We start from the raw sequence: 22,438 nt of genomic DNA, 5'->3' as shown, positions 1-22,438 counted from the left end.
AATGCCACACCCGGCCGGGAATCAACGCGCCCTTGCGCTTCATCTTTCTCAAAATACTCCCGCCGGAGGCTCGCTACCCCGCCGCGCACGCCAACATCACTCATCACCAGAATCCCCAGCCTCAAGTTATCCGTTCTCATGGAAAAAGTCGTAAATCGTCTCGGCCAAAGCCCCGGAAATCCCTTCAACCGCCTTCAAGTCCGCCAACGCCGCGCGTCCCACCGCTTTTGCACTGCCAAAGTGCGCCAGCAGCGCGCGCTTGCGCGTCGCCCCGACACCCGGCACATCATCAAGCGGCGTCGCCCCCACCGCTTTCGCGCGCTTGGCGCGGTGTGTCCCGATTGCAAAGCGATGCGCCTCGTCGCGCAATCGCTGAATGAAATAGAGCACCGGGTCATTGTGTCTCAACGCAAACGGGCGCTGCCCCGAGCGATGGAACTCCTCCTTGCCCGCGTCGCGGTCCACCCCCTTGGCCACGCCCACCATGGCAATATCCGTAACCCCCATCTCATCCATGATCGCGCGCACTGCCGAAACCTGCCCCGCGCCGCCGTCAATCAGCAACAGATCGGGCCAATGCCCCTCCTCACGGTTCGGATCTTCCTTCAACAACCGCTTGAACCGGCGCTTCAAGACCTCTTTCATCATCCCGAAATCATCACCCGGCGTCAGGTCATCGCCGCGAATGTTGAACTTGCGATACTGGTTCTTGGCAAACCCTTCCGGCCCCGCCACGATCATCGCGCCAACCGCATGCGCGCCCTGAATGTGGCTGTTGTCGTAAACCTCGATCCGCCGCGGCGCCGCATCCAGCCCAAACGCGTCTGCCACCCCTCTGAGCAGCTTTGCCTGCGTTGCCGTCTCGGCCATCTTGCGCGCCAGGCTCTCACGTGCATTGCGCGCTGCCGATTCCACCAACTCGGCCTTCTCACCCCGCTGCGGCACCATCAATTCGACCTTGCGCCCTGCCTTCTGGCTCAATGCGTCCGCCATCAGGTCGGCGTTGTCGATCGGGTTCGACAACAACAAAAGCCTGGGCGGCTCCTTGCCATCGTAAAACTGGCCGATAAACGCCTCCAGAACTTCCGCCGCTTCGATCCCTTCGCCCACACGCGGATAGAAATCGCGATTGCCCCAATTCTGATTGGCCCGGATAAAGAACACCTGCACACAGGCTTGCCCCTTTTCCAGATGCAGCGCGATCACATCCGCCTCGGCCGTGTTGCGCGGGTTAATGCCTTGCGCCGTCTGCACTTGGGTCAATGCCTTGATCCGGTCGCGCAGCGCGGCGGCTTTTTCGAATTCCAACGCCTCAGACGCCCGTGCCATATCCTGCGCCAGTTTCGCCTGTATCTCAGTCGAGCGCCCCGACAGATACCGCTCGGCATCGCGCACCGACTCGCCGTATTCGGCCTCGGAAATCTTGCCCACACAGGGCGCCGTGCAACGCTTGATCTGATATTGCAGGCAAGGACGGGTGCGGCTCTCAAACATCGCGTCCGAACAGTTTCGCAGCAAGAACACCCGCTGAAGCTGGGCCAACGCCCGGTTGACCGCACCCGCGCTGGCAAAGGGGCCGTAATAGCTGCCCTTCTCCTTCTTGGCGCCGCGATGTTTCTTGATCATCGGAAACGCGTGATCCGTGACCAGGATATTTGGAAAGCTCTTGTCGTCGCGCAACAACACATTATAGCGCGGCTTCAACTGCTTGATCAGGTTCTGCTCCAGCAAAAGCGCCTCGGTTTCCGTCCGCGTGGTCAGAAACATCATCGAAGCGGTTTCGCGGATCATCCGGGCAATCCGCCCCGAATGTCCCGTGGGCCTGGCATAGTTTGAAACCCGCGCGCGCAGGTTGCGCGCCTTGCCAACATAAAGAACCGCGTTCTTCGCATCCAGCATCCGGTAAACCCCGGGCGACGCGTCAAGCGTCTTGAGATAGCCCGCGATCACCTCGTGGCCAAGCTTCCCTTGGGTCACCTTATCGTCTGCATCCTGCGCCATCATTCACCGGGTCTGATTCTCGTCGCTCGCTGCAATGTTACCGCGCTCGGGGCAAGATGAAAGGCATCCACCGATCTTGTGGATAAACCTGGGTGTATCTTCCACCGAATTCGGATTCTTCCTTGATTTTGGCTGGCTTCGTCGATTTGCCTATTTTTTAGGCAGTTCCCTAAGTCCTTATAATTGTTACATTCTTTCTAGCGTCCGCGGCAATGCCTTGAAAACATTAGTATTTTTGAAACACTTCTGTAACGTGTTGCGACCCAGTGCAAAACTTTTTCAGGTGCACCATTGTCACCCCCGAAATGCTGACTACTCTGGCCCCAGAATGTCCGGCGTCTTCCATCCCAGATGCTGGCCGCCATCGACACAAAGCAGCTGTCCCGTGACCCCCGGCGCATCCAGAAGATACCCCAGCGCCGCAGAAATATCCTCCGGGTTCGAGCCGCGTTTCAGCACAGTGTTCGCCCGCTGTCTTGCAAAATGCTCCGGGCTCTGTCGCGCGCCGACCATCGTCGGGCCGGGGCCGATCGCATTCACCCTCACGTCCGGAGCAAGCCCTTGCGCGGCGGTCTGCGTCAACGCCCAAAGCCCCATCTTGGCAATCGTGTAAGAGGCAAATTCAGGCGTTAGCTTGCGCACCCGCTGATCCACCATGTTCACCACCAATGCCCGTGCGCGCGGTTCGCCGTTGGCGTCGGTCTCTGCCGCCTCCGCCTGCGCGGCAAACGCTTGGGTCAGTACGAATGGCGCGCGCAGATTCGACTCGATATGCCGGTCCCAACTCTCGCGCGTGCCACTCTCAATCGTATCATACTCAAAGATCGACGCATTGTTGACCAACAGACTTAGCCTGCGCCCCAAACCCTCGCGCGCCCGCGCCACAAGCGTCTCGACCTGCCGCTCCTCCAGCAGATCCGCCCCGAGCGCCACAGCCCGCACACCGGTCTCGCCAAGCTCCTCCACCAGCGCTTCGGCCTTCGCCGCGCTGGAATGGTAGTGCACGGCCACATCCATACCCCGCGCCGCCAGATACCGCGCCATCACCGCGCCCAGCCGATCGGCCCCGCCAGTAATCAGCGCCGCACCCCCGCTCATATCAGCACCAACGCAAGGTAAACCACATAGAGCGCCGTCAGAACGACACCCCAGAGCCGGTTTATGTCTCGCTTGAAGAAGACAAACGGGATCAACAGAACCGACGCCAGCAGCATCACCCAAAGATCAAACCGCAAGAATTCCGGGTCCACCGGCACCGGCCCGATAAACGTGGTAATGCCGATAATCGCCAACAGGTTGAACATGTTCGAGCCGATCACATTGCCCAGTGCCACATCGGCCTGATTGCGCAGCGCCGCCATCACGGTGGTCGCAAGCTCGGGCAGAGATGTCCCAACCGCCACCAGGGTCAGCCCGATCACAACTTCCGAGATACCAAACATCCGCGCAATATGCGTTGAACTGTCAACCAGAAGATCCGCACCCAACGGCAGCCCGATCAGCCCCAACACAAGAAAGACGATGATCTTCCACCAGGGCATGTCCGGGTCGGCGCCCTCGACCTCTTCGTCGTCCTCGGCCTTCAACAGAGCCAGCCCCGCCATCTCGCGGCGATGGCGTTGAGCAGCGAGAAACTGGTCGATCAGCACATAGGCCAGCATAGCCAGCAAAATGATGCCGGATTTCCAGTCAAACACCCCACGAAAGGCCAGCGCGATGAAAAGCACCGAAGCACCAATCATGAAAAGATAGCTCTTGCGGGTGGCACATTGCGAAGTGTGCATCGTCGCCATCAGCGCCGGAATCCCCAGCACCAGCAAGATATTGGCAGTGTTTGAGCCCACGACGTTGCCCATTGCGATCCCCGGCACACCCTCACGTACCGCGCTGATCGAAATCAGCAGTTCCGGCGCAGATGTCCCGAACGCAACGATGGTCAACGACACGATCAGCGCCGGAATCCCGACCCGCAAGCTCAGATTCACCGCTCCGCGCACAAGGCTGTCACCCGCCAGAAGCAGGATCACAAGACCCAAGGAGGCATAGACCCAACTCATCGCGGCTTATCCCCTGCTGCAATCACATGGGCCACGCCCAAGACGAAACTTGCCGCATTTCTGGCAACGGCGTGAATCCAGCCGCTTGGCGCCGGGCATTCTCATTTTTCCAAACATGCCCATCACGCCGATGAACACCAAAAAGAGAACAACAATCTTGGCAATCATCGCCTACAGCCCAAACCGGGCAAATTGCGCCCGTTCTTCCAAAGCGGCCATCGCATCGCCCGCCATCTCTGCACCAAATCGCTGCATGAAAGGCCGCTTGCGCCCATAGTTGAGCAACTTCACATCCTCACCATAAAGCTCTTTCAGCTTGCTTTCCATCTGCGCAATCCCGTCGATCACGCCCAATTCCTGCGCCCGCCCCGCCAGCCAGAACTCGCCGGTGAAAATAGACGGATCATCGGCCAGCCTGTCGCCCCGTCCGCGCGTCACATGGTCGATGAACACTTGGTGCATATCATCAAGAATGCCCTTCAACCGTTTCACATCCGCAGGCTTTTCCGGCTGAAACATATCCAGCTGAGATTTCGATTTTCCGGCGGTATAGATGCGCCGCTCAATCCCGTGTTTGGCAATAAACTCATGCGCACCAAACCCGCCCGAGATCACCCCGATCGAGCCCACGATCGACGCCGCATTGGCATATATATCGTCCGCCGCACAGGCCAGCCAATACCCGCCCGACGCCGCCACATCCTCAACGAACGCATGCACCGGAAGCTTCTTTTCATCGGCCAGCCGACGAATGCGCGCAGCAATCCTGTCGCTCTGAACCGGGCTACCACCGGGCGAATTGATCAACAGCGCGACCGCCTTGGGCTTGCCTCGGCGAAACGCCCGCTCGATCACCGGCGCCAGCGCCTCATCATTGAGCGGCATGCGCCCGGTTCCGATAGCGCCCTGCAGGCGGATCACCGCGACGCGTGGCGGCGTTTTCATAAATGGGATGTATCTTTTCATTAAACCCATCTAGAGACCGCACCCGCCAGAGACAAGACAGGCACCCTGCTCACGCGCTTCATCTTGCGAAAAATATCCCCGCCGGAGGCATAAAAGTCACTTGGCATGTCCCAACGCCACACCTTCAGGGCTTGAGCCGAAAACCGGTTTTGAAAATCCACCCGATGATTGCGAGACACAAGATCGTGAACCCCGCAATCGCCGCCAGAGACACCCCCACCGGCACATCCGATGTCTCAAAGAACGCCCAGCGAAAGCCCGAGATCAAATAAACCACCGGGTTGAAATACGAGATATTCTGCCAGATCGGCGGCAGCATCGAAATCGAATAGAACGCACCCCCCAGAAACACCAGTGGCGTCACCACCAACAGCGGAATCAACTGCAATTGCTCGAAATTCTTCGCCCATATCCCGATGATGAACCCGAACAGCGCAAAGCTGGTGCAGGTCAGAATCATGAAAGCCAGCATTGCGAACGGATGCGCGATCTTGAGATCGACAAAGAACCACGCCGTCGCCAAAATCACCATTCCGATGAACATCGCCTTGCTCGCCGCCGCCCCGACATATCCCAGCACGATCTCCCAAAAACTCACAGGTGCCGACAAGATCTCAAAGATCGTGCCTGTAAACTTGGGGAAATATATCCCGAAGCTTGCATTCGTAAGCCCCTGCGTCATCACCGAAAGCATGATCAGCCCCGGCACGATGAACGCCGCATAGGAAACCCCCTCGACCTCTTGAATACGGCTTCCAATCGCCGTGCCGAACACCACGAAATAGAGCGATGTCGACAAGACCGGCGAAACCAGACTTTGCACGAATGTGCGGAAGAACCGCTTCATTTCATGGGCATATATGGCCCAAACACCTTGCCAGATCATGCCTGCGCTCCTTCTGCCTTATGGTCTTCATCCGCCACCAGTCCGACAAAAATCTCCTCAAGGCTCGATTGCCGCGTCTCGATATCAGCCAGCTGTAACCCGGCCTCGGCCAGCCGCTGCAGCAATCGTGTGATGCCGGTGCTCTGCGCCGTGGTGTCATAGCCATAAATCAGCGTCTGCCCCTCATCGGCCAGCTTCAGATCGTATTCGGCCAGCTCCGCGGGCACCGCCTCCGCCGGTTCGCGCAGACTAATGCGCAACTCCTTGCGCCCCATGCGTGCCATCAAAGCCTGCTTTTCCTCGACCAAAAGCAACCGCCCCTTGTGGATGACCCCTACACGGTCCGCAATCGCCTCGGCTTCCTCAATGTAATGCGTGGTCAGAATGATGGTCACGCCGCTCTGCTTCAGATCGGCCACGATCTCCCACATGTCGCGGCGCAGCTCGACATCAACCCCGGCGGTCGGCTCATCCAGAAACAGAACCTTTGGGTCATGGCTCAGCGCCTTGGCGATCAGCACCCGCCGCTTCATCCCGCCCGACAGTTCGGTGATCCGCGCATCGCGCTTGTCCCACAGCGAAAGGCGGCGCAAAATCTGCTCCAGCCCCGCATCATCGCGCTTCAAACCAAACAACCCGCGCGTAAAGCGCAGCGAATCCCAAACCTTCTGAAACGGCTCCAGATGGATTTCCTGCGGCACCAGCCCGATTTTCTGGCGTGCAGCGCGATACTGCGTGATGATGTCATACCCGGCAACGCGCGCCTGTCCACCACTTGGCGAAACCAGCCCGCAAAGCATTGAAATCAGGGTCGTCTTGCCCGCACCGTTGGGGCCGAGCAGGGCCAGAATCTCGCCCTCCTCGATGTTCAGGTCCAGCGGCTCCAATGCGGTGAACCCGCCAACATAGGTTTTGCTCAACCCGCTGATTTCGACGATCGCCGGCATGGAAATCTCCTTGTTCGCGCCGCGCACCCTAGTCGCTTTGCGCCGCGCCGCAAGGGGCAGAGCCACGACGCCACGTCGCAAAGCGCCGCCCACCGCCATGATGTCGCAAACGCGCTATCACCGCACGCGCGCCCCATGTTAGCGCACAAGCCGAGAGGAATCCCATGACCAGCCCGACCATGACCGCCCCAAGCGCCATCAATCGCCCCGCCATCGGCATCGCCTTCATTCTCGCGGGCATGGTGGCGATTTCGATCAACGACATGTTGGTCAAACGGCTCTCGGGTGGCTACCCGCTGCACGAGATCGTGTTGATCCGCTCCTCGGTCGGCCTCATGTTCTCGCTCATGCTGGTGCAGGTCGAAGGCGGCTGGCACATTCTGAAAACCCGCACACCGGGCCTGCACGCCTTGCGCGGTTTGGTCATCGTGATTTCAAACCTCACCTTTTTCGCCGCCCTCGCCGTGATCCCGCTGGCCGATGCCACGGCGCTCTTCTTCGTCGCGCCCCTGTTGATCACGCTGCTCTCGATCCCGATCCTTGGTGAAAAGGTCGGGCCAATGCGGCTGGGCGCCGTGGTGGTCGGTTTTTGCGGCGTCATCCTGATGATGCAGCCCTGGGCCAGCACCGCCCCCGGCGGTGTGAGCCGCTGGATCTTCTCCTTGCCGATCCTTGCCGCCCTGACCTATGCGCTCAATCAGGTACTCACGCGCAAGCTCGGCGTGACCTCGCGCGCCTCGGCCATGTCGGTCTATATTCAGGTGATGTTCATCTTCGTGTCGCTTCTGGTCTGGCTGGTGGCGGGCGATGGCAAATACGCCGCGATGACCGACAACCCAAGCCTGATCTTCCTCGCCCGCGAATGGGTCATGCCCCAAGGCTTTGACCGCTGGCTCTTTCTCGGTCTCGGGCTCAATGCCGCAATCATTGGCTACTGCCTCAGCCAGGCCTACCGCATGGCCAGCGCCGCCACCGTGGCCCCGTTTGAATATGTCGGCCTGCCGCTGGCGATCTTCTGGGGCTGGCTGATCTGGGCCGAACTTCCCGGCCCATGGGTGTTCGCCGGGATCGTGCTGATCGTCGGCTCGGGTCTCTTCGTCTTCCTGCGCGAACGGCAGAAAAACCGCCCCCTCGCCACGCGCCGCGTGAACCGGCGCTATTGACCAAAGCCTCCCGATGAAACCGCCCCGTCCACATTCCATGATTTCCCCCATCTCCCATATCGGCTACATCCGGCGCATCCCTGCCGCCCGCGAAAGGTGCTCCCGATGAAAGACGCGTCCTTCTGGAACCGCATGGCCGAACGCTATGCCAAAATGCCGATCCGCAATAACGACAGCTATGAACAAACCCTCGAACGCACCCGCAGTTATCTCTCGCCGGATGCGCAGATGCTCGAACTGGGCTGCGGCACCGGCTCCACCGCTTTGCTGCTGGCCGCAACGGCGGGTAATATCACCGCCAGCGACTATGCCGAAAACATGATCGCCATCGCCCGGCGCAAGGCCGCCGAGCAAGCCATCGAGAATGTCACTTTCGTGCTGGCCGACGCGTCGGGCGACGGCCTGCCCGACGGGCCGTTCGATGTAATCTGCGCCTTCAACCTGCTGCACCTGGTTCCCGACCTCGACACCACCCTCGCCGCAATCGCCGCCAAGACCCGCCCCGGCGGGACGTTCATCTCGAAGACCGTTTGTCTTGCCGATCCGGGGCTAAGTCTGAAACTGCGCGCAATGCTCTGGCTGGCGCTGCCGGTAATGCAGATGCTGGGCAAAGCCCCACGCGTGGCGAAACTCTCGATTGCCACGCTCCAGGACACCATCACCCGCGCAGGTTTTGAAATCGTCGAAACCGCCAATCAACCCGCCAACCCGCCCAGCCGCTTCATCGTCGCGCGCAGGCCGGGCTGACCCCCTAGCGGTTCGATTTCGGCAAAGGCTCGTTCGTGGTCCAGTCCCAAGTGCCTTGATCGCGATCCTCCACCGCCTGCTTCCAGCCCGCTTCTTCCGAACGCGCCTTGAAGTTCAGCCCCTCGGGCGAATGCCGCGTGATGCCGTCAAACACCGTCGCCAGGCGCTGGGTGGCGTTGATCGAGGCTTCCATCGGCTGATTGATCACCATCTTCTGCATCGCCAGTTGATTGATCGGCACCGATGCCATCCGCGCCACCAGCGTCTCGACCTCATCGTCAAGCTGCGCCTCCGGCACCGCCTTGAGAACAAGCCCCATTTCCGCCGCCTCGCGCCCGCTGATCTTGTCGCCGGTGAACAGCATCCGTTTGGCCTTTTCCGGCCCCAGCCGATAGACCCACATTGCCGTCGTCGGACAGCCCCAGACCCGCGTGGGCATATAGCCGATCTGCGCGTTTTCGCCCATGATCACCATGTCGCTGCACAGCGCGATATCCGACCCCCCGGCCACGGCAAATCCGTGCACCTTGGTCACCACCGGTTTCATCGCCCGGAAAAGCGACATGAAATGCTGGGTATTGGCCCACATGAAGCGGTAATCCTTGATCGGATCCCAAGGCATCTCTTGCGTCACGTTGTTGGCGCCATTCGCCTCGGCGTAATAGGCCAGATCATAGCCCGCACAAAACGCCGCCCCGGCGCCCGAAAGCAACATCACATGCACGCCATCGTCGGCTTCGGCGCGTGCCACGGCCTCGGCCAACTCGCGCGGCAGATCATCATCGATCGCGTTCATCACCTCGGGCCGATTCAGCGTGATCCGCGCAATCCGTCCGTCCTTTTCATATGTCACTTTTGCCATATCTCACCCTCCTGTTCGACCCAAGGCAATCAGCAAGGCAGCCCGCAGGCAAGTCGAAACATCTGACACGCTCCCACGCGGCGGGCGTTTCGTTTTCGGCCAATTGCTTAGAATTGTATTCATTCAATTCGCATGAATCCACAAAAATGGATTGACAATACATGTTTGTGTTTCACACCATAACGACATGAATGAGCTTGGGAAAACAGTAGCCAATTTTTGCGACCGACAATTCGGCGGGCTGAAATCCGCCTGCACCGCGGCAAATCTGAAGTATTCCACCCTGCATGCACAGATATCGCTCGAACGCGAGATTCCTTTTTCCACTATTGAGCGGCTCTGTGATGCTGCCGGCGTTTCACTCGAAGTCTTTCGCAAGCCCCGCACCACCATCGGGCTGGCCGCGCCCGAGATGTCCGACGCCCTGCACCGCCGCGCCGCCGCCGCCTATTCCCAGGCCCTGCGCGATGTGCAATCCGAAATGCGCCTGACAGGTGGCGACATCATCTGTGACGATGTGCTCAACTGGCTGCATCGCAACAACGGGCGTCTGACCGATTTCGACGCCCTGCGCGAACGTGTCGATCTGTTCGAAGTGCCCACCGCCGACACCAGCATCATGGAGCCGAACAAAATTGGACAGCTCAGCCTCGCCGCACGATTCTTCAATATCCATGACACCTCTGAATACCTCAGCAAAGTTCGAAAATTCGACAGGTCCATAATTGAAAACTCGCTGGCGTCGCACTGGCGTGTGCGCCAAAAAAAACGCTACGACATTGAGGATGTCTCGATTTCCGTCAAGATCGACGGCGAGTTCATCAATGGGAATTACCGCCGCATCGTCGCCCCGGTCGAAACGCTTGACGGCAAGAAACTTACGCTGGTTTTTGCGAAGATCCTTGAAAACTCCGATCTTTCAAACGCCTTGCAGCGACCTTGAAGAGATGCTCGATATGGCGCCCCTCCACGGCCAGAAACGCATGTGAATTCAGCCGCCCTTCGGGCACCGGCTCGGCCCAGGTCAACGCATCGGGAATGGTCAGGGAAAACCCGTAAAGGTGATCAAATTTCAAATGCGCCTCCGGCACGATGGCATACATCCAATCGAAACTGGCCCATTTCAGCGCCGCGAGACCCTGAAGCACCTTGCCGAACGCAGCAACCAGCCTCAGGCTACCGCGGCACTGTGCTCGTAATTCCAACTCCCCAATATAGATCAATCGCCCCCGCAACGTATCCGCCAAGGGTCGTGCAAATTCGGCTATCGGATCGCTCTCGCGACCATATTGCGCCCGTGAGGTGCGTTGCAGATAGGCGGTGAAATCCTCGCCCTCAAGGTCGATGTATTTGACCCCTGAACCGCCAATCGCCTCGCCATCTTTCATCAGAAAGGCCCAGAACGCCTGGCTGCGGGTGAAATCCAACCGCGAGATCGACATCATCGGTGTCTGGTTCGCGCGACCGGTCTGCGCCACAAGCCGCTCGATCTCATCGAAATCGCTGGTCGCATGCACCTCGTAGCCGAGTTTTTCGATTTCCTCGAAAAACGGCGCCACCGATTGAAGGATCACCTGTTCTCTCATCTAATCGCGATCTGCCCGACGCCTTTTTTTCTTGTCTAGACGGCCCCAAAGCGCCATTCAAGCACAGCGACCAAAACTGCCCTGCCCTGTTGCAGCAAAGACTCCAGATCAAATCCGGCCAGCACTCCCGGCAATCACACAGCACCTTGGCAGGGAACCTTTAGCGCGCTGGCGCGTTAAACCACCAAAGGGCCATCAATGAAAATTCAATCCGCTGCGCTTCTCATCCTGGCAATCGTTGCCACAGGGTTCACCATGAAAGCCGCGCAAACCCTGCTCGCGCCGATCCTGCTGGCGTTGATGGTGGGTATTCTGTTGGCCCCGATAACATCGCGTGCCATCCATCGCGGCCTTCCTGCCCCGGTCGCAGCGGCCTTCGGTCTTGGTCTGACACTGGCCGTTGCGGTGCTCTTCATCCTGTTTCTCGAACCCCACATCAGCGCGGCAATCGCCAAGGCGCCCGTCCTGCTCCATGAGTTGAAATCAAGCGCCGAAGCCATGCAAGGGATTCTCGCCGACGTCGACAACGTAACCGAAGAAGTCGCCGCCGCGATCGACCCCGAAGCCGCCAGGAAACCCCCCGGTGAAACCTCCAAGAATGCCGCCAACGCTGCCGCCGCCGCATTGCCCGACATCTCCACCGCACTGGCCTGGGTGCCCTCGATGGGCGGTCAGATCCTGATCTTTGTCGGCACGCTGTTTTTCTTTCTGCTCAGCCGCGATGAAATCTATGATCTGGCTTGCCGCGCCTTTCGCCTCGACAGCGCCGAACGTTTCATCGCCGCCGAACAGAGAGTTTCGCGCTATCTCTTTGCCATCACCCTGATAAACATGGGTTTCGGGATTGTGGTGATGTCGGTGATGTATGTGCTCGACATGCCCGCGCCAATCCTCTGGGGCGTGCTGGCATTTGCCTTGAACTACATCCTCTATCTCGGGCCGATCATGCTCGGGCTGACGCTCTTGCTGGCCGGGCTCGTGTCGTTCGACGGGATACAGACCATCGTACCCGCCGCCATCTACTTCGCGCTCAATATGACAGAAGGACAGTTCGTCACCCCCGCGCTGGTCGGCAAACGTATGGCGATCAACCCGTTCCTGCTGTTCATGACATTGGCGGGGTTTCTCTGGCTCTGGGGGCCTGCAGGCGGAATCGTGGCCTTGCCGGTTCTTGTCTGGGGTCTCACGCTGGCCGGGCTGCGCGCCTCCAACGCCGCACATGACACCTCCCTCACAGCCGAGGTCGATGACGCCCCCTCCTGAGCCCGTCACCCTAAAGACCGGCCCCCTGACTCCACACGCCTGCCGACGCCCCCGCTCAACCCGACGCGCCGTCTGGCCCGGCCCCCGCCATCTCCGCTTCAGTGACAAAATCCTGCGCCTTGAAATTCAATGACAGGGCAAACCGATCCGCGCTCTGGCGGCTATCGGCGCGCCCATCAAGCTGGCGAGCAAAAGCCTGGATCAACTGCACTCCCAGCGACATTCCCGGTGGTGGAAAGACGTCCTCATCCTTATCTGCCTGCTTTTTCTCATCTACAGGCGCGGTCGAGTTTTCGATCCGCAGCGTCACGCGATTGTCCTCCATCTGCTCAAGCCTCACAGAAATCCAGGCGCGTCCCGAGGCATCAGGTCCGGCATATTTCAACGCATTGGTCATCGCCTCAACACACAAAAGCGCCATCGGCACCGCCTGATCGGGATAGAGCGAAACCGGATCGAGCTGTAAATCAATCTCGGGCTTTGTCGCGCCTTCAGGCACCAGCTTGCTCAGCGGTCCGATCACATCGCGCAGCAATTCATCAGCCCTGATCTGCCCCAAATCCTCGGCCTGATAGAGCCGCCGGTGCACTGTGGCCATGGAATTGACCCGCTGGTTGACATCATTCAGAGCCCGCTTGACCCCGGAATCGCGTGATCTACGCGCCTGCATGTTCACGATCGACGAGATCAGTTGCAGGTTGTTCTTCACCCGATGGTGCACCTCTTTCAGCAACACATCCTTCTCATGCATCGCGTTCAGAAGCCCTGCTTCGTCACGCACCAGAGAGTTTGCCATCTCCTGAAACTCATCGTCAATCACGCTGAGTTCCTGGGCCAGGCCCGGCGTCGGTTCGGGCAATTCACGCTGCCGCCCGAAACGCCGCATCTTGAAGGCCAGACGCCGCACCGGGCGCACCACCTGAAGCTCGATCGCGACAATCACCATGACCAGACAAACAACCCACATGATGATCGGAAACAACCCCGGCAAAGTCCACCAGCGCTTGCTGTTCGTGCTCCCGCTCAAAACCCGGGCGGTGTTTTCCCAGGCGCCCACGGCATAGACCTCTCCTTCCACCACCGGCACAACATAATAGACCCGCATCTGGCCATATTTGTTGCGCGCCACGAACGATTGCGCCCCCGATCCGACAAGATCAGACACAGGGCGATCCGCAGGCAGACGGTTTGCGGCACTCTCCAGCGACCCCGACGCGCTCAACACCGATCCATTGGAATTGAGCGTCAAAAGCTCCATCGGGCGCTCCCCGATCACGGCGTCATAATGCTCTTTCAGCCCGCGATGCGGGATCGACACGCTCAGATAACCCGCCAACGCGCCATCGTCGTCTGTGAACGGCACATTGACCTGGATGACGGGTATCCCCGAAGACCGCGCCGTCGGCGCCATCTCAATCACGCGCCGCGGGTTGAGCATCATGTCACGCACCGATGGTTCAGCCGAAAAATCGAGCCTGCGCCCGCTCGACGTACAGGTCATCACCCCGTCAGGCGGCAGGAAACCCGCAAAGACGAGTTGCCCGCCCGAACGCTCCACAACGCGGCTCAATTCCTTCGTGCAAATGTCCGGCGCCTCAAGCAACGAAGGCATCGCCGCAATAAGCCCATTGGCCGTGCCAAACGCCGCCTCGACCGCCATGCGTTCGCGCTGGGCGAATTCGGCGGTCAATCGGGTCATGTTGAGACTGTTGATATTCTTCAACTCACGCTGAAGCTGCACGGTTTGATCCACCGCAATCAGCCCCAGCGGCAAAAGCGCCAACGTCAGCATGAAGGCCAGCCTGAGCGACAGGCTACGACGCCAGTTGCGCGTCATGCCGCAGGCGTCCTCGACGTCCCGACAACCGCCCGCGTGCCCGCATCGGTCATCTCCAGCGTCTCATCGTCGTTCAGACCCATCGCCATGCTCAACGCTTCACGCCCCCGGTTGAGACGGCTCTTGACCGTGCCAACCTTCACGCCGCAAACCTCCGCCGCCTCCTCATAGGAGTATTGCAACGCCCCCACCAGAATCAGAACCTCGCGCTGTTCGGCTGGCAGGGTATCAAGAGCGGTGCGAAAATCAGCCATCTGCAACCGCCCGTCATGGTCTGGCTTCACCGACAGCCTCTCAACCATGGCGCCATCGCTGTCCTCGACCTCGCGGGCGGCCTTGCGGCGCTGCGAATAAAAGGTATTGCGCAGAATGGTGAACAGCCAGGCACGCATGTTGGTGCCTTCCTGAAACTTGTCAAAGTTCGTCCACGCCTTCAGCACAGTGTCCTGCACAAGATCATCCGCCTGCGCATCATTGCGCGACAGGCTCATCGCAAACGCGCGCAGTGCCTTCATGTGGCTGACCAACTCAGCCTTGGCATCGCGCCGTTTCATTTGTCGGCCCCTTCATCGGCCCCGTCATCGCCCATACCGTGATCGGGTGGCGCATTCGCTATCGGCACCTCGATTTCGTCAAGTTTATTGAGCAACTGCAACAGCTGCGGCGGCAGCTCCGAGGCCGCATCTTCCTCGAACACCCGCCGCAGGTTCTCATCAATCTGCGCGTTTATCTTTGCTTTATTCGGTCGATTAGGCACAGTTCACCTCTTGCTCGTGTCGATATGGCATGGCCATCCTGCCTGTCATTGGGCGGAAAAAATACATATTCTTTGGAACAAACGCGATACCCCCTGCGTTTGTTCCAAAGAATATCTCAAAACTGGAGAAAAAAGTGACCAAACCCTCACGCCCTTCCCTGTCTCTCTCCGATCTGATTGCACCCGAGCTGCCCTATCTGCGCCGCTACGCGCGTGCCCTGACCGGCGCTCAAGACAGCGGCGACCGTTACGCAGCGGCCACTCTAGAAGCTATCCTGACAGATCCCAGCGCCTTTGACGCTTCCAAATCTGGTTCGCGGGCCGCGCTCTTTCGGGTGTTCCATGATCTCTGGATCAGCTCGGGCCAACCCGCCGGCGATAGCGATGGTGATGTTTTGCACGCCCGCGCGCACTCGCATCTCTCCAGCCTCACCCCCAACACCCGCGAGGCATTGCTGCTCAACACCGTCGAAAGCTTCGCGGTCGAATCCATTGCCGACATCATGCGCATCGACACCAGCGAGGCCCAGGAGTTGATCGAGATCGCCCGCGAAGAGATGCAGAAAGCGGTGCAGGGCCGGGTGATGATCATCGAAGACGAAGCGATCATCGCGATGGACCTCGAAGGCATCGTCTCGATCATGGGGCATCACGTTACCGGCATCGCGCGCACCCGCGCCGCGGCGGTCGAGATGGGTCTCAATGACCGCCCCGATCTGATCCTCGCTGACATCCAACTGGCCGATAATTCCAGCGGTATCGACGCAATCAACGATCTGCTGCCCGATCTCGGTGATATCCCGGTGATCTTCATCACCGCTTTCCCCGAGCGCCTACTCACCGGCGAACGCCCCGAACCGGCCTTCCTGATCGCCAAACCTTACGAGCCCGAACAAGTTGTCTCGGCCGTCAGCCAGGCAATGTTCTTCGCCTCGACCGAAACCCTCACACGCTGAACCACAACAAGCGGCCATCAGTAGTGTAGCGCGAAAAAAAGACCCGCCCAGGCATCACGCCGGGCGGGCCTTCCTTCGACAGGATATCTGCGCGCCTACGAGGTGGCTAAGGCGTTCGACATCCCGACGTTTGTTCGCACGACCATGCGCCCAACTCAGGGCGTCTTGCCGCGCAGCGCCCGTGCCACCATCGCGATGACAAACAGAACGATGAATACAAAGAACAGTATCTGCGCGATACCGGCCGAGGCGCTGGCAATGCCGCCAAAGCCAAACAGGGCCGCAATCAACGCGACGACGAGGAATGTAAGTGCCCAACCAAGCATGATGGTTCTCCTTTGAAAGTTTCGGGTCGGTTATTGTCTTCGCAAGATCAACCCGCCCATGGCGGTTTTGTTCCCGCCAACGACAGAACTCGGCCCAAAAACAAACTGATAGAAAAAGATACCCCCGCCCCGCCCGCACCACAGGCCGGCGCTATATGAAGGGCCGACTCTCTGGCAGAGACGCATCCGACCCCGCCAACGCGATCATCGCCTCGCGATCAATCACCCGAAGCCAACCTTTCGACCAATCGACAATGTCTTTCTCGCGAAGCCGCGTCAGGGTCTTGTTGGTATGCACCAATGACAGGCCCAACGCATCGGCCAGATCCTGCTGGCGAAACGGCAGCGGGGCCGCGCCATCATCCGCCCGCAACAAATCCACAGCCGCCGCCCGATTATATAGGCGCAACAACCCCCAGGTGATCCGCCCCATCGCGTCCTGCTGACCCACCGACGTCAACGCCTCGGCCACCATGTATTCGTCAACCGCCGCCATCCATGTCAAATCATAACTCCGCCCCGGCGAGTTGCGAAACAGCTTCCAGAGGCTGGCGCGGTCGAACACACAAAGCTTCATGTCGGTACTCGCCTCGACAGAATACTGAACTTCGCCCATCACCGCCGCCTGAAGTCCCAGAAAATCGCCCGGAAACACGAAATTGATCACCTGCCGCTCGCCTTCCGGCAATGTCTTGTAACGTATGCCCAGACCCTCGCGCACAGTGAAAAGCTGGGGCACCTTCGCGCCTACAGCCAGAAGCGGCGTGCCCGCCTCGATCTGCATCTCGCCCGCCTTGAGCGCCTGCGTTACCTCGAAATCCTCCGGCGAAAACGCAGCCAGCGCCGCATGCTCGTGCAGCGGGCAATCGCGGCATTTCAACATCGAAAGTTTCTTCATTCCATATGTCACAGTTTAAAGCGCTGCTCCTCTGTTTAGCGTATGGATGTTTCGACTCAATATGAAAAAGCCTGCGCGTTGGCGAAACAAAACCTCTGCGTCAGGCTGCAACCCCTTGGAAAACCGTCATGTTCAATTCATGGATCATTGATCCGGATCCCATCATCTCATTGGATATTGTCGAAATCCTCCAACAACAATTTGCTCATTTAATCCCGAAAGTCTTCAATTCCTCACGCGAAGCACTCGACTGCGGCGATACCCTACCTGCGCTCGCAATCGTGCGCGCAAGGCGTGAAGACACGTCGCTCTGTTGCCTGCTCGATCGTCTGAACAGCGCGCAAACGCCGCTGATCCTGCTCGAACCCGCGACACCTTTGCTTGCAGGCACCTACATCCAATCCGTGCCGCTCCCCTTCACCAGCGATCACATCATCACCGCTCTCATTTCGCTTTATGACGCGACGCAAATGCCGATCCTTCAGCCAACCCTGCGCTGAACGCTTCCGCCAAAGGGGGCGTCTGGGCATTGCGATGCATTTCCGGGTCTGCACCCCCATGCGCCTTTTGCCCGACCTGCCCCGCATCCGCGATTACCTCGCGCGCGATCAGACAGAGACCGGCGAAGCCGAACCACACTGAGGCCAGTATCAACCCGGCCAACGCAGGCGAAAGCCCCGCCTCACGCAGCCCGGCAAACCCGGCGAAACTGGCAAAGCCCGCACCAACGGCAGCACAGACCCAGACCAGAACCGAGAAAACGGCCCGACGCGCACCGCGCCGGACCTTGCTTTGAATACCTTCCAGCATCGCGTTATCGGCGATGGCTGATGTAACCCAGAACAAAGCCGATCCCGGCCGCAATCGCGGTCGCGGTCATCGGTTGCGCGCGCACCGCGTCTTCGGCCTGGCGCGACAGGTCAGCCGCACTCTTGGCCGCCGCCTGGGTGCGATGGGTAAATTCTTCGCGCGAACGTTCGGCAAAATCACCGGCGCGCTGCTTTGCAAAATCCGACATCGTCTGGCTCAGCGCCGCGATATCCGCGCGCAGGGTTTCCAGTTGTTCGGTGACGTCTTCGCTCGACGTTGCTTTCGCATCTCTGGCCATGAGTATCTTCCTCGTATTGATTTCTGTTACCCTATCAATGCGCCAGACCGCTTTCTGTTCCATGGAAAACTTTCTTATCCCCCGCACAGGCCCACCCCCACGTGCCCACCGGAACCAACCTGCTTATCATCAGTTTCGTATCAAAGCCTCCTTGCCTTCCTCCGGAGCATTCTGAACAATGTACATAGCAACCCCCCGCGCCGTTTCGTCTTCCCGGACGCGCAAGAAAGGAGCCGTCGTCTTGTCCCCTGACAGCCCTTTTCCCAACCCGACCAGCGACGAAATCGAACACGTCGCGCCCGATGACCTGCGCGTGCTGCTCACCGCCGCCGAAGCCTTCCCCCACTTTGAAAGCCTTTTTCTGGGCGCGCGCGAACAGATCACCGCGGGCTTTCGCGTCTTTGATCCCGAAACCCGGCTGCATTCCGACGCCGCCCGCGCCTTTGGCGAAACGTGGTTCGACCTGATCGTTGCCGTGCTGAAACGTGGTGTGCGCATCCGCATCAGGCTGGCCGATTTCGACCCGGTCAACCGCGCCGACATGCACCACCGTACCCACCGCTGCGTGCGACAACTCAACGAGGCGGCTCAGGCCTCCGGCGCGCCCCAGCTTCTCGATGCAAAAGCCATCACCCATCCCGCGCGCTCAAGCCTCTGGCACCGGCTGCTGTTTTATCCCGGCCTGCGCCGTAAACTCGCCGCGCATTGCCAATCACTCAATGCGCTGCCTGCCGATGAACGCGTTGCGTGGCTGCAAAACGCGCCGCTGCTGGCCGATCTGCTTACCAACGCCCAATCCGCGCACCCGGTCAGCGCGCGCAACACCTGCCTGCCGCTGCTCATTCCCGGCAGCCATCACCAAAAGCTCGCGGTGTTTGATCGCTCCCGTCTCTATGTCGGCGGGCTTGATCTCAACGACCGACGCTTTGACGGCCCCGCGCATGATCGCGCCTCGGATCAGACCTGGCACGATGTCCAACTCAGCCTGACTGGCCCGATTGCCGCCACTGCCGAAGACCACCTTCTGGCGTTCGAGGCCGAAACCGCCGGTCTGCGCGCGCCCGCGCCGCGCCCCGGCCTCTTGCGCACAATTTCCGCCGCCGTGCCGCGCGGCCTGCCGCGTATCGGCCCACAGCCGGTCACACGCGAAATCCGCACGCGATTGCTCGATGAAATCGCCTGCGCCGAACGGCTGATCTATCTCGAAACACAATTCTTGCGTGATCTCTCAATCGCGCGCGCCCTTTGCACCCGCGCCCGCGCCTGCCCGACACTTCAACTGATCACCATCCTGCCCGCTGCGCCCGATGATGTCGTGTTCGAGGGAAGCACAGGTCTCGACGCCCGTTTTGGCGAATATCTTCAGGCCCGCTGCGTGACGATGATCAAACAGACGTTCAAGGATCGCGCGGTGCTGATCGCACCGGCCAAACCGGAATCGGCCCATGACGATCCTTGTGATTTCGATCTCGGCGGCGCCCCGCTGGTCTATGTTCACGCCAAAGTCGCAACCTTCGACAACAGCTGTGCGATCATCGGTTCAGCCAACCTCAACGGGCGCAGCCTGAACTGGGATACCGAAGTGGCCGTGGCGATGACCCACCCCGAAACGGTCGCCGACATCCGCACCCGGCTTATGCGCCACTGGCTACCCGACTCCGCCGAAGCCGCCAGCACCGAGATCGAAACAGCCGCAGGAATCTGGCGCGCCCTCGCGGCTCGCAACGCCGGTGTTGCCCCGGACAAGCGCACCGGATTCCTGATGCCCTTCCCGCTAGAGCGGGCGCGCAAATTTGGCCGTTGGGTGCCCGGAATTCCCCATGAAATGGTCTGACCAACACAAAAAAACGCCCGAAGATCAAATCTCCGGGCGTTCGCCATTCCATTTCTTGCGCTAAGGGCGCTGTTCTGTTCAGGCCATACCTTTTGTGGCTCGCGGCCCAAAGATCAGCCAGAGAACAAAGCCAACAACAGGCAGCAGAATCACCAACAGGCTCCACAGCACTTTCGAACCCGTGCTGGCGCTTGATCCGACAATCGAAACGATCGCCCAAATATCCAGAACCAGAACCAGCAGGCTCCCCAGACCGGTTATCTCAAACATCGGTTTTTCCTTTCGCGTTTAGTGCGCTCTGCAAGGGTAACTCGCGGGCGCCGGGTTTGTTCCACCCGGCACGCATGTCGTATCCATCCGCTTGACTGCTGCTCAGAAAAAACGCGCGCCCACGTCGCCGCTCAGATAGCTGAACCGCCCGTTACAGACCGTCGCCGCAATCTGCATCGTCCCGGCGTCCAGAACTACGAAATCGGCCCTCTTGCCCGGCGCCAGAACACCGCGATCTTCCAGCCCCAAAAGCCGCGCCGGCCCGGCCGAAATCAAACCCCAGGCCGTGGCCAGATCACATACCCCGGCACTCACCAGAAACAGCGCCGCGCGTCGCAACGAAGGATAGTGATAATCCGAGGCCAGCGCATCACACAGCCCCATCGCAACCAATTCATGCGCCGCAACATTGCCGTTATGCGAGCTGCCCCGCATCACGTTGGGCGCGCCCATCACAATGCCGTCGCCGCCCGCCCGCGCCGCCTCTGCCGCCTCGCGTGTCTCGGGGAATTCGGCGATTTTCACGCCACGCGCCGCCCATGTCCTGCGCTCCTCTGCGCTGCGGTCATCATGGCTGCCCATGCGCACGCCGCGCGCGCGCAATCGCGCCGCCAACCCGTCCATCGCCTCCGGCATTTCGTCACGCCGCCCATGCAGCTCGTGCATCAGCTTTAGCAGAGCCTCGGGGCTGCGACCGGATTTCAGCGCCGTCCCGGTCAACCGCTTGGGCATCTTGCCCGCCGCCAACCGCTCATGCGGGACATGATCGTTGAACACCACATATTCGACACCGTGGCGCGCCACCATCTCTTCAAACGCGCCGTAATCGTCAAGCATCAGGATCTCAAACCGCAGTTGCGCGTGCAGGTCGCTGACAACCCGCTCCTGCGCACCCGCCAACGCCACCAGCATCGCCTCGCCAAAATCCGCACCGCGCAGTCCCCCCTCCCAGCTATAGAACTGCGCCAGAACGGCGGTGGTTATCCCATTGCCGGCCAATTCGGCTTCGGCGGCGATCAGCCCGCCTTCCATGTCCTTCATCGCGCCCCGTCGCGGCGCAAGATGGCGCTCGAACCCGTCGCCATGCATATCCACGATCCCGGGCAGAACCAGATACCCGCTCAGATCCACCGCGCGCCCGCAGCGGTCCTCACAAATCCGCCCATCCCTCAGGCCAAGCGTGCCCTGCCCCATACCGGTTGGCCAAAGAATTTCCGCCCCGACAAGATGCATCTCAAGGCTCATCACTCATGCCCCAGCAAGACGTCGCTCATCTCAAGCTCGTGGTCGAATTGGCCCTTCGCCAGGAATTCCAGAACCTGCGCAATCACCAGCGGGTTGTTCATCAGAAAGGTATGCGTCACTGGCAACACCAGATGATCCTTCATTCCTGCCACCTTGGTCGAAGCAACCGACACCTTGCCGTCATCCGGCCCCTTGAGGATCATCGAGTAAATCGGGCTGAGCGAACGGTTCCCGGCGATCACTCCCAACTCGAACTTCACCGGTCCCAGTCGCTGAGGCAGCGCATCAGGCCCCGTTCCAAGCTGCAACCCAGCCGGGCCATTGACCCAACCAAACACCTCCCAATCGCCAAACTTGTCAACAAGTTCCGAGCCATGGTTGGGCGGCGCCAGCATCACCACCTTGCCCAGATTGCGCGGTGTATGCGTCTCCAGCCACGTGCGCACCAGAATGCCCCCCATCGAATGGGTAACAAAATGCACCCTCTGCGCGCCGCATTGATCCACCGCGCGCGGCAATGTCATCACGATCAGCGTCAGAATGGATTCCTCGGTCGATGGATATCCCGGTCGCACAACCTGATACCCCTCGCGCTCCAACACCTCCTCCATCACGGCAAACGAGCTTTCGGTGCGCGCCAACCCATGCAGCAAAACCACACAGTCGGCCCGCGCCAGCGCAGGCAAGAACACAAGAAGAAGGATCAATATCCGCATGAGGCTTGAGATA

General features: G+C 59.9%; 25 protein-coding genes. 7 read left to right on the top strand and 18 right to left on the bottom strand.

Translation table 11 applies throughout. The features are described from left to right. Window positions 1–126: 126 nt before the first annotated feature. From uvrC to LZG00_16940, 6 genes are all read right to left on the bottom strand, one after another. Window positions 127–2,001: an excinuclease ABC subunit UvrC gene (gene uvrC, locus LZG00_16965; protein ID MCF3595686.1), complete on the bottom strand. Its 1,875-nt coding sequence runs from the start codon at window positions 1,999–2,001 to the stop codon at window positions 127–129. Window positions 2,002–2,313: 312 nt separating this feature from the next. Beyond that, window positions 2,314–3,099 carry an SDR family oxidoreductase gene (locus tag LZG00_16960; protein MCF3595685.1) on the bottom strand — a complete coding sequence of 262 codons (786 nt, stop codon included), beginning with the start codon at window positions 3,097–3,099 and terminating at the stop codon, window positions 2,314–2,316. Beyond that, complete coding sequence (locus LZG00_16955) at window positions 3,096–4,058, bottom strand: calcium/sodium antiporter (protein ID MCF3595684.1); 963 nt, start codon at window positions 4,056–4,058, stop codon at window positions 3,096–3,098. The genes LZG00_16960 and LZG00_16955 overlap by 4 nt, the downstream gene beginning before the upstream one ends. Window positions 4,059–4,229: 171 nt before the next feature. Further along, on the bottom strand, window positions 4,230–5,024 hold the full coding sequence (locus LZG00_16950) for a S49 family peptidase (protein ID MCF3595683.1): 795 nt from the start codon (window positions 5,022–5,024) through the stop codon (window positions 4,230–4,232). A 124-nt stretch (window positions 5,025–5,148) separates the two neighbouring features. Then, window positions 5,149–5,910, bottom strand: coding sequence for an ABC transporter permease (locus LZG00_16945; protein ID MCF3595682.1), 762 nt, complete (start codon window positions 5,908–5,910; stop codon window positions 5,149–5,151). Then, window positions 5,907–6,857 carry an ABC transporter ATP-binding protein gene (locus LZG00_16940; GenBank protein MCF3595681.1) on the bottom strand — a complete coding sequence of 317 codons (951 nt, stop codon included), beginning with the start codon at window positions 6,855–6,857 and terminating at the stop codon, window positions 5,907–5,909. The genes LZG00_16945 and LZG00_16940 overlap by 4 nt, the downstream gene beginning before the upstream one ends. A gap of 164 nt (window positions 6,858–7,021) precedes the next feature. On the opposite strand from LZG00_16940, the gene LZG00_16935 reads away from it, so the two are divergent. Continuing rightward, entirely contained in the window at window positions 7,022–8,020 is a 999-nt protein-coding gene (locus LZG00_16935; GenBank protein ID MCF3595680.1) for a DMT family transporter, read from the top strand. 105 nt (window positions 8,021–8,125) lie between these two features. Continuing rightward, window positions 8,126–8,767, top strand: a complete 642-nt coding sequence (locus LZG00_16930) for a class I SAM-dependent methyltransferase (GenBank protein ID MCF3595679.1) — start codon at window positions 8,126–8,128, stop codon at window positions 8,765–8,767. A 4-nt stretch (window positions 8,768–8,771) separates the two neighbouring features. Here LZG00_16930 and LZG00_16925 read toward each other — a convergent pair whose 3' ends face one another. Further along, window positions 8,772–9,629, bottom strand: coding sequence for a crotonase/enoyl-CoA hydratase family protein (locus tag LZG00_16925; GenBank protein MCF3595678.1), 858 nt, complete (start codon window positions 9,627–9,629; stop codon window positions 8,772–8,774). Window positions 9,630–9,816: 187 nt separating this feature from the next. Between LZG00_16925 and LZG00_16920 the strand changes: the two genes are divergently transcribed. Next, window positions 9,817–10,572 (top strand): hypothetical protein, encoded by a 756-nt coding sequence (locus tag LZG00_16920; protein ID MCF3595677.1) that lies wholly within the window; start codon window positions 9,817–9,819, stop codon window positions 10,570–10,572. Here LZG00_16920 and LZG00_16915 read toward each other — a convergent pair. After that, the gene (locus LZG00_16915) at window positions 10,508–11,203 is read right to left on the bottom strand and encodes a hypothetical protein (GenBank protein MCF3595676.1); all 696 of its coding nucleotides are present in this window, start codon (window positions 11,201–11,203) and stop codon (window positions 10,508–10,510) included. The genes LZG00_16920 and LZG00_16915 overlap by 65 nt on opposite strands. Before the next feature lie 210 nt (window positions 11,204–11,413). On the opposite strand from LZG00_16915, the gene LZG00_16910 reads away from it, so the two are divergent. Next, window positions 11,414–12,478 carry an AI-2E family transporter gene (locus LZG00_16910; GenBank protein ID MCF3595675.1) on the top strand — a complete coding sequence of 355 codons (1,065 nt, stop codon included), beginning with the start codon at window positions 11,414–11,416 and terminating at the stop codon, window positions 12,476–12,478. A 55-nt stretch (window positions 12,479–12,533) separates the two neighbouring features. Here LZG00_16910 and LZG00_16905 read toward each other — a convergent pair whose 3' ends face one another. From LZG00_16905 to LZG00_16895, 3 genes are read right to left on the bottom strand one after another with little or no spacing between them, the layout of a single operon-like run. Further along, entirely contained in the window at window positions 12,534–14,315 is a 1,782-nt protein-coding gene (locus LZG00_16905; protein MCF3595674.1) for a sensor histidine kinase, read from the bottom strand. Continuing rightward, window positions 14,312–14,869: an RNA polymerase sigma factor gene (locus tag LZG00_16900; protein MCF3595673.1), complete on the bottom strand. Its 558-nt coding sequence runs from the start codon at window positions 14,867–14,869 to the stop codon at window positions 14,312–14,314. The genes LZG00_16905 and LZG00_16900 overlap by 4 nt, the downstream gene beginning before the upstream one ends. Beyond that, window positions 14,866–15,072, bottom strand: coding sequence for a hypothetical protein (locus LZG00_16895; protein MCF3595672.1), 207 nt, complete (start codon window positions 15,070–15,072; stop codon window positions 14,866–14,868). The genes LZG00_16900 and LZG00_16895 overlap by 4 nt, the downstream gene beginning before the upstream one ends. A gap of 158 nt (window positions 15,073–15,230) precedes the next feature. Between LZG00_16895 and LZG00_16890 the strand changes: the two genes are divergently transcribed. Beyond that, a complete protein-coding gene (locus LZG00_16890) occupies window positions 15,231–16,028 on the top strand; it encodes a response regulator (protein ID MCF3595671.1) in 798 nt (265 codons plus the stop codon). 155 nt (window positions 16,029–16,183) lie between these two features. Here LZG00_16890 and LZG00_16885 read toward each other — a convergent pair whose 3' ends face one another. Then, window positions 16,184–16,354: a DUF1328 domain-containing protein gene (locus LZG00_16885; GenBank protein MCF3595670.1), complete on the bottom strand. Its 171-nt coding sequence runs from the start codon at window positions 16,352–16,354 to the stop codon at window positions 16,184–16,186. 151 nt (window positions 16,355–16,505) lie between these two features. After that, the gene (locus LZG00_16880) at window positions 16,506–17,252 is read right to left on the bottom strand and encodes a Crp/Fnr family transcriptional regulator (protein MCF3595669.1); all 747 of its coding nucleotides are present in this window, start codon (window positions 17,250–17,252) and stop codon (window positions 16,506–16,508) included. A gap of 128 nt (window positions 17,253–17,380) precedes the next feature. Between LZG00_16880 and LZG00_16875 the strand changes: the two genes are divergently transcribed. Next, the gene (locus LZG00_16875; GenBank protein MCF3595668.1) at window positions 17,381–17,752 is read left to right on the top strand and encodes a hypothetical protein; all 372 of its coding nucleotides are present in this window, start codon (window positions 17,381–17,383) and stop codon (window positions 17,750–17,752) included. Here LZG00_16875 and LZG00_16870 read toward each other — a convergent pair. Continuing rightward, on the bottom strand, window positions 17,697–18,098 hold the full coding sequence (locus LZG00_16870; GenBank protein ID MCF3595667.1) for a hypothetical protein: 402 nt from the start codon (window positions 18,096–18,098) through the stop codon (window positions 17,697–17,699). The genes LZG00_16875 and LZG00_16870 overlap by 56 nt on opposite strands. Then, window positions 18,067–18,360, bottom strand: a complete 294-nt coding sequence (locus tag LZG00_16865) for a DUF883 domain-containing protein (protein ID MCF3595666.1) — start codon at window positions 18,358–18,360, stop codon at window positions 18,067–18,069. Before LZG00_16865 ends, LZG00_16870 begins: the two co-directional genes overlap by 32 nt. Window positions 18,361–18,601: 241 nt before the next feature. Here LZG00_16865 and LZG00_16860 point away from each other — a divergent pair, with 241 nt between their 5' ends. After that, on the top strand, window positions 18,602–20,194 hold the full coding sequence (locus LZG00_16860; protein ID MCF3595665.1) for a phospholipase D-like domain-containing protein: 1,593 nt from the start codon (window positions 18,602–18,604) through the stop codon (window positions 20,192–20,194). Window positions 20,195–20,272: 78 nt separating this feature from the next. Here LZG00_16860 and LZG00_16855 read toward each other — a convergent pair whose 3' ends face one another. The 3 genes from LZG00_16855 to LZG00_16845 form a co-directional block, all read right to left on the bottom strand. Then, on the bottom strand, window positions 20,273–20,464 hold the full coding sequence (locus LZG00_16855; protein MCF3595664.1) for a PLD nuclease N-terminal domain-containing protein: 192 nt from the start codon (window positions 20,462–20,464) through the stop codon (window positions 20,273–20,275). A 102-nt stretch (window positions 20,465–20,566) separates the two neighbouring features. Further along, a complete protein-coding gene (locus tag LZG00_16850) occupies window positions 20,567–21,709 on the bottom strand; it encodes an alpha-D-ribose 1-methylphosphonate 5-triphosphate diphosphatase (GenBank protein ID MCF3595663.1) in 1,143 nt (380 codons plus the stop codon). Continuing rightward, entirely contained in the window at window positions 21,709–22,425 is a 717-nt protein-coding gene (locus LZG00_16845; GenBank protein ID MCF3595662.1) for an alpha/beta fold hydrolase, read from the bottom strand. The genes LZG00_16850 and LZG00_16845 overlap by 1 nt, the downstream gene beginning before the upstream one ends. Between the last annotated feature and the right edge of the window lie 13 nt (window positions 22,426–22,438).

Source organism: Rhodobacteraceae bacterium LMO-JJ12 (assembly GCA_021555075.1).
Classification (GTDB): Bacteria; Pseudomonadota; Alphaproteobacteria; order Rhodobacterales; family Rhodobacteraceae; genus JAKGBX01.
Note: the sequence above shows the minus strand (reverse complement) of the source record. Positions and strands in the feature narration are given on the sequence as shown.

What these genes read in the sequence shown, in the direction of transcription:
- uvrC (MCF3595686.1), bottom strand. Translation starts at nt 2,001, where the DNA reads ATGGCGCAGGATGCAGACGATAAGGTGACCCAAGGGAAGCTTGGCCAC.
- LZG00_16960 (MCF3595685.1), bottom strand. Translation starts at nt 3,099, where the DNA reads ATGAGCGGGGGTGCGGCGCTGATTACTGGCGGGGCCGATCGGCTGGGC.
- LZG00_16955 (MCF3595684.1), bottom strand. Translation starts at nt 4,058, where the DNA reads ATGAGTTGGGTCTATGCCTCCTTGGGTCTTGTGATCCTGCTTCTGGCG.
- LZG00_16950 (MCF3595683.1), bottom strand. Translation starts at nt 5,024, where the DNA reads ATGAAAAGATACATCCCATTTATGAAAACGCCGCCACGCGTCGCGGTG.
- LZG00_16945 (MCF3595682.1), bottom strand. Translation starts at nt 5,910, where the DNA reads ATGATCTGGCAAGGTGTTTGGGCCATATATGCCCATGAAATGAAGCGG.
- LZG00_16940 (MCF3595681.1), bottom strand. Translation starts at nt 6,857, where the DNA reads ATGCCGGCGATCGTCGAAATCAGCGGGTTGAGCAAAACCTATGTTGGC.
- LZG00_16935 (MCF3595680.1), top strand. Translation starts at nt 7,022, where the DNA reads ATGACCAGCCCGACCATGACCGCCCCAAGCGCCATCAATCGCCCCGCC.
- LZG00_16930 (MCF3595679.1), top strand. Translation starts at nt 8,126, where the DNA reads ATGAAAGACGCGTCCTTCTGGAACCGCATGGCCGAACGCTATGCCAAA.
- LZG00_16925 (MCF3595678.1), bottom strand. Translation starts at nt 9,629, where the DNA reads ATGGCAAAAGTGACATATGAAAAGGACGGACGGATTGCGCGGATCACG.
- LZG00_16920 (MCF3595677.1), top strand. Translation starts at nt 9,817, where the DNA reads ATGAATGAGCTTGGGAAAACAGTAGCCAATTTTTGCGACCGACAATTC.
- LZG00_16910 (MCF3595675.1), top strand. Translation starts at nt 11,414, where the DNA reads ATGAAAATTCAATCCGCTGCGCTTCTCATCCTGGCAATCGTTGCCACA.
- LZG00_16905 (MCF3595674.1), bottom strand. Translation starts at nt 14,315, where the DNA reads ATGACGCGCAACTGGCGTCGTAGCCTGTCGCTCAGGCTGGCCTTCATG.
- LZG00_16900 (MCF3595673.1), bottom strand. Translation starts at nt 14,869, where the DNA reads ATGAAACGGCGCGATGCCAAGGCTGAGTTGGTCAGCCACATGAAGGCA.
- LZG00_16885 (MCF3595670.1), bottom strand. Translation starts at nt 16,354, where the DNA reads ATGCTTGGTTGGGCACTTACATTCCTCGTCGTCGCGTTGATTGCGGCC.
- LZG00_16880 (MCF3595669.1), bottom strand. Translation starts at nt 17,252, where the DNA reads ATGAAGAAACTTTCGATGTTGAAATGCCGCGATTGCCCGCTGCACGAG.
- LZG00_16875 (MCF3595668.1), top strand. Translation starts at nt 17,381, where the DNA reads ATGTTCAATTCATGGATCATTGATCCGGATCCCATCATCTCATTGGAT.
- LZG00_16865 (MCF3595666.1), bottom strand. Translation starts at nt 18,360, where the DNA reads ATGGCCAGAGATGCGAAAGCAACGTCGAGCGAAGACGTCACCGAACAA.
- LZG00_16855 (MCF3595664.1), bottom strand. Translation starts at nt 20,464, where the DNA reads ATGTTTGAGATAACCGGTCTGGGGAGCCTGCTGGTTCTGGTTCTGGAT.
- LZG00_16850 (MCF3595663.1), bottom strand. Translation starts at nt 21,709, where the DNA reads ATGAGCCTTGAGATGCATCTTGTCGGGGCGGAAATTCTTTGGCCAACC.
- LZG00_16845 (MCF3595662.1), bottom strand. Translation starts at nt 22,425, where the DNA reads ATGCGGATATTGATCCTTCTTCTTGTGTTCTTGCCTGCGCTGGCGCGG.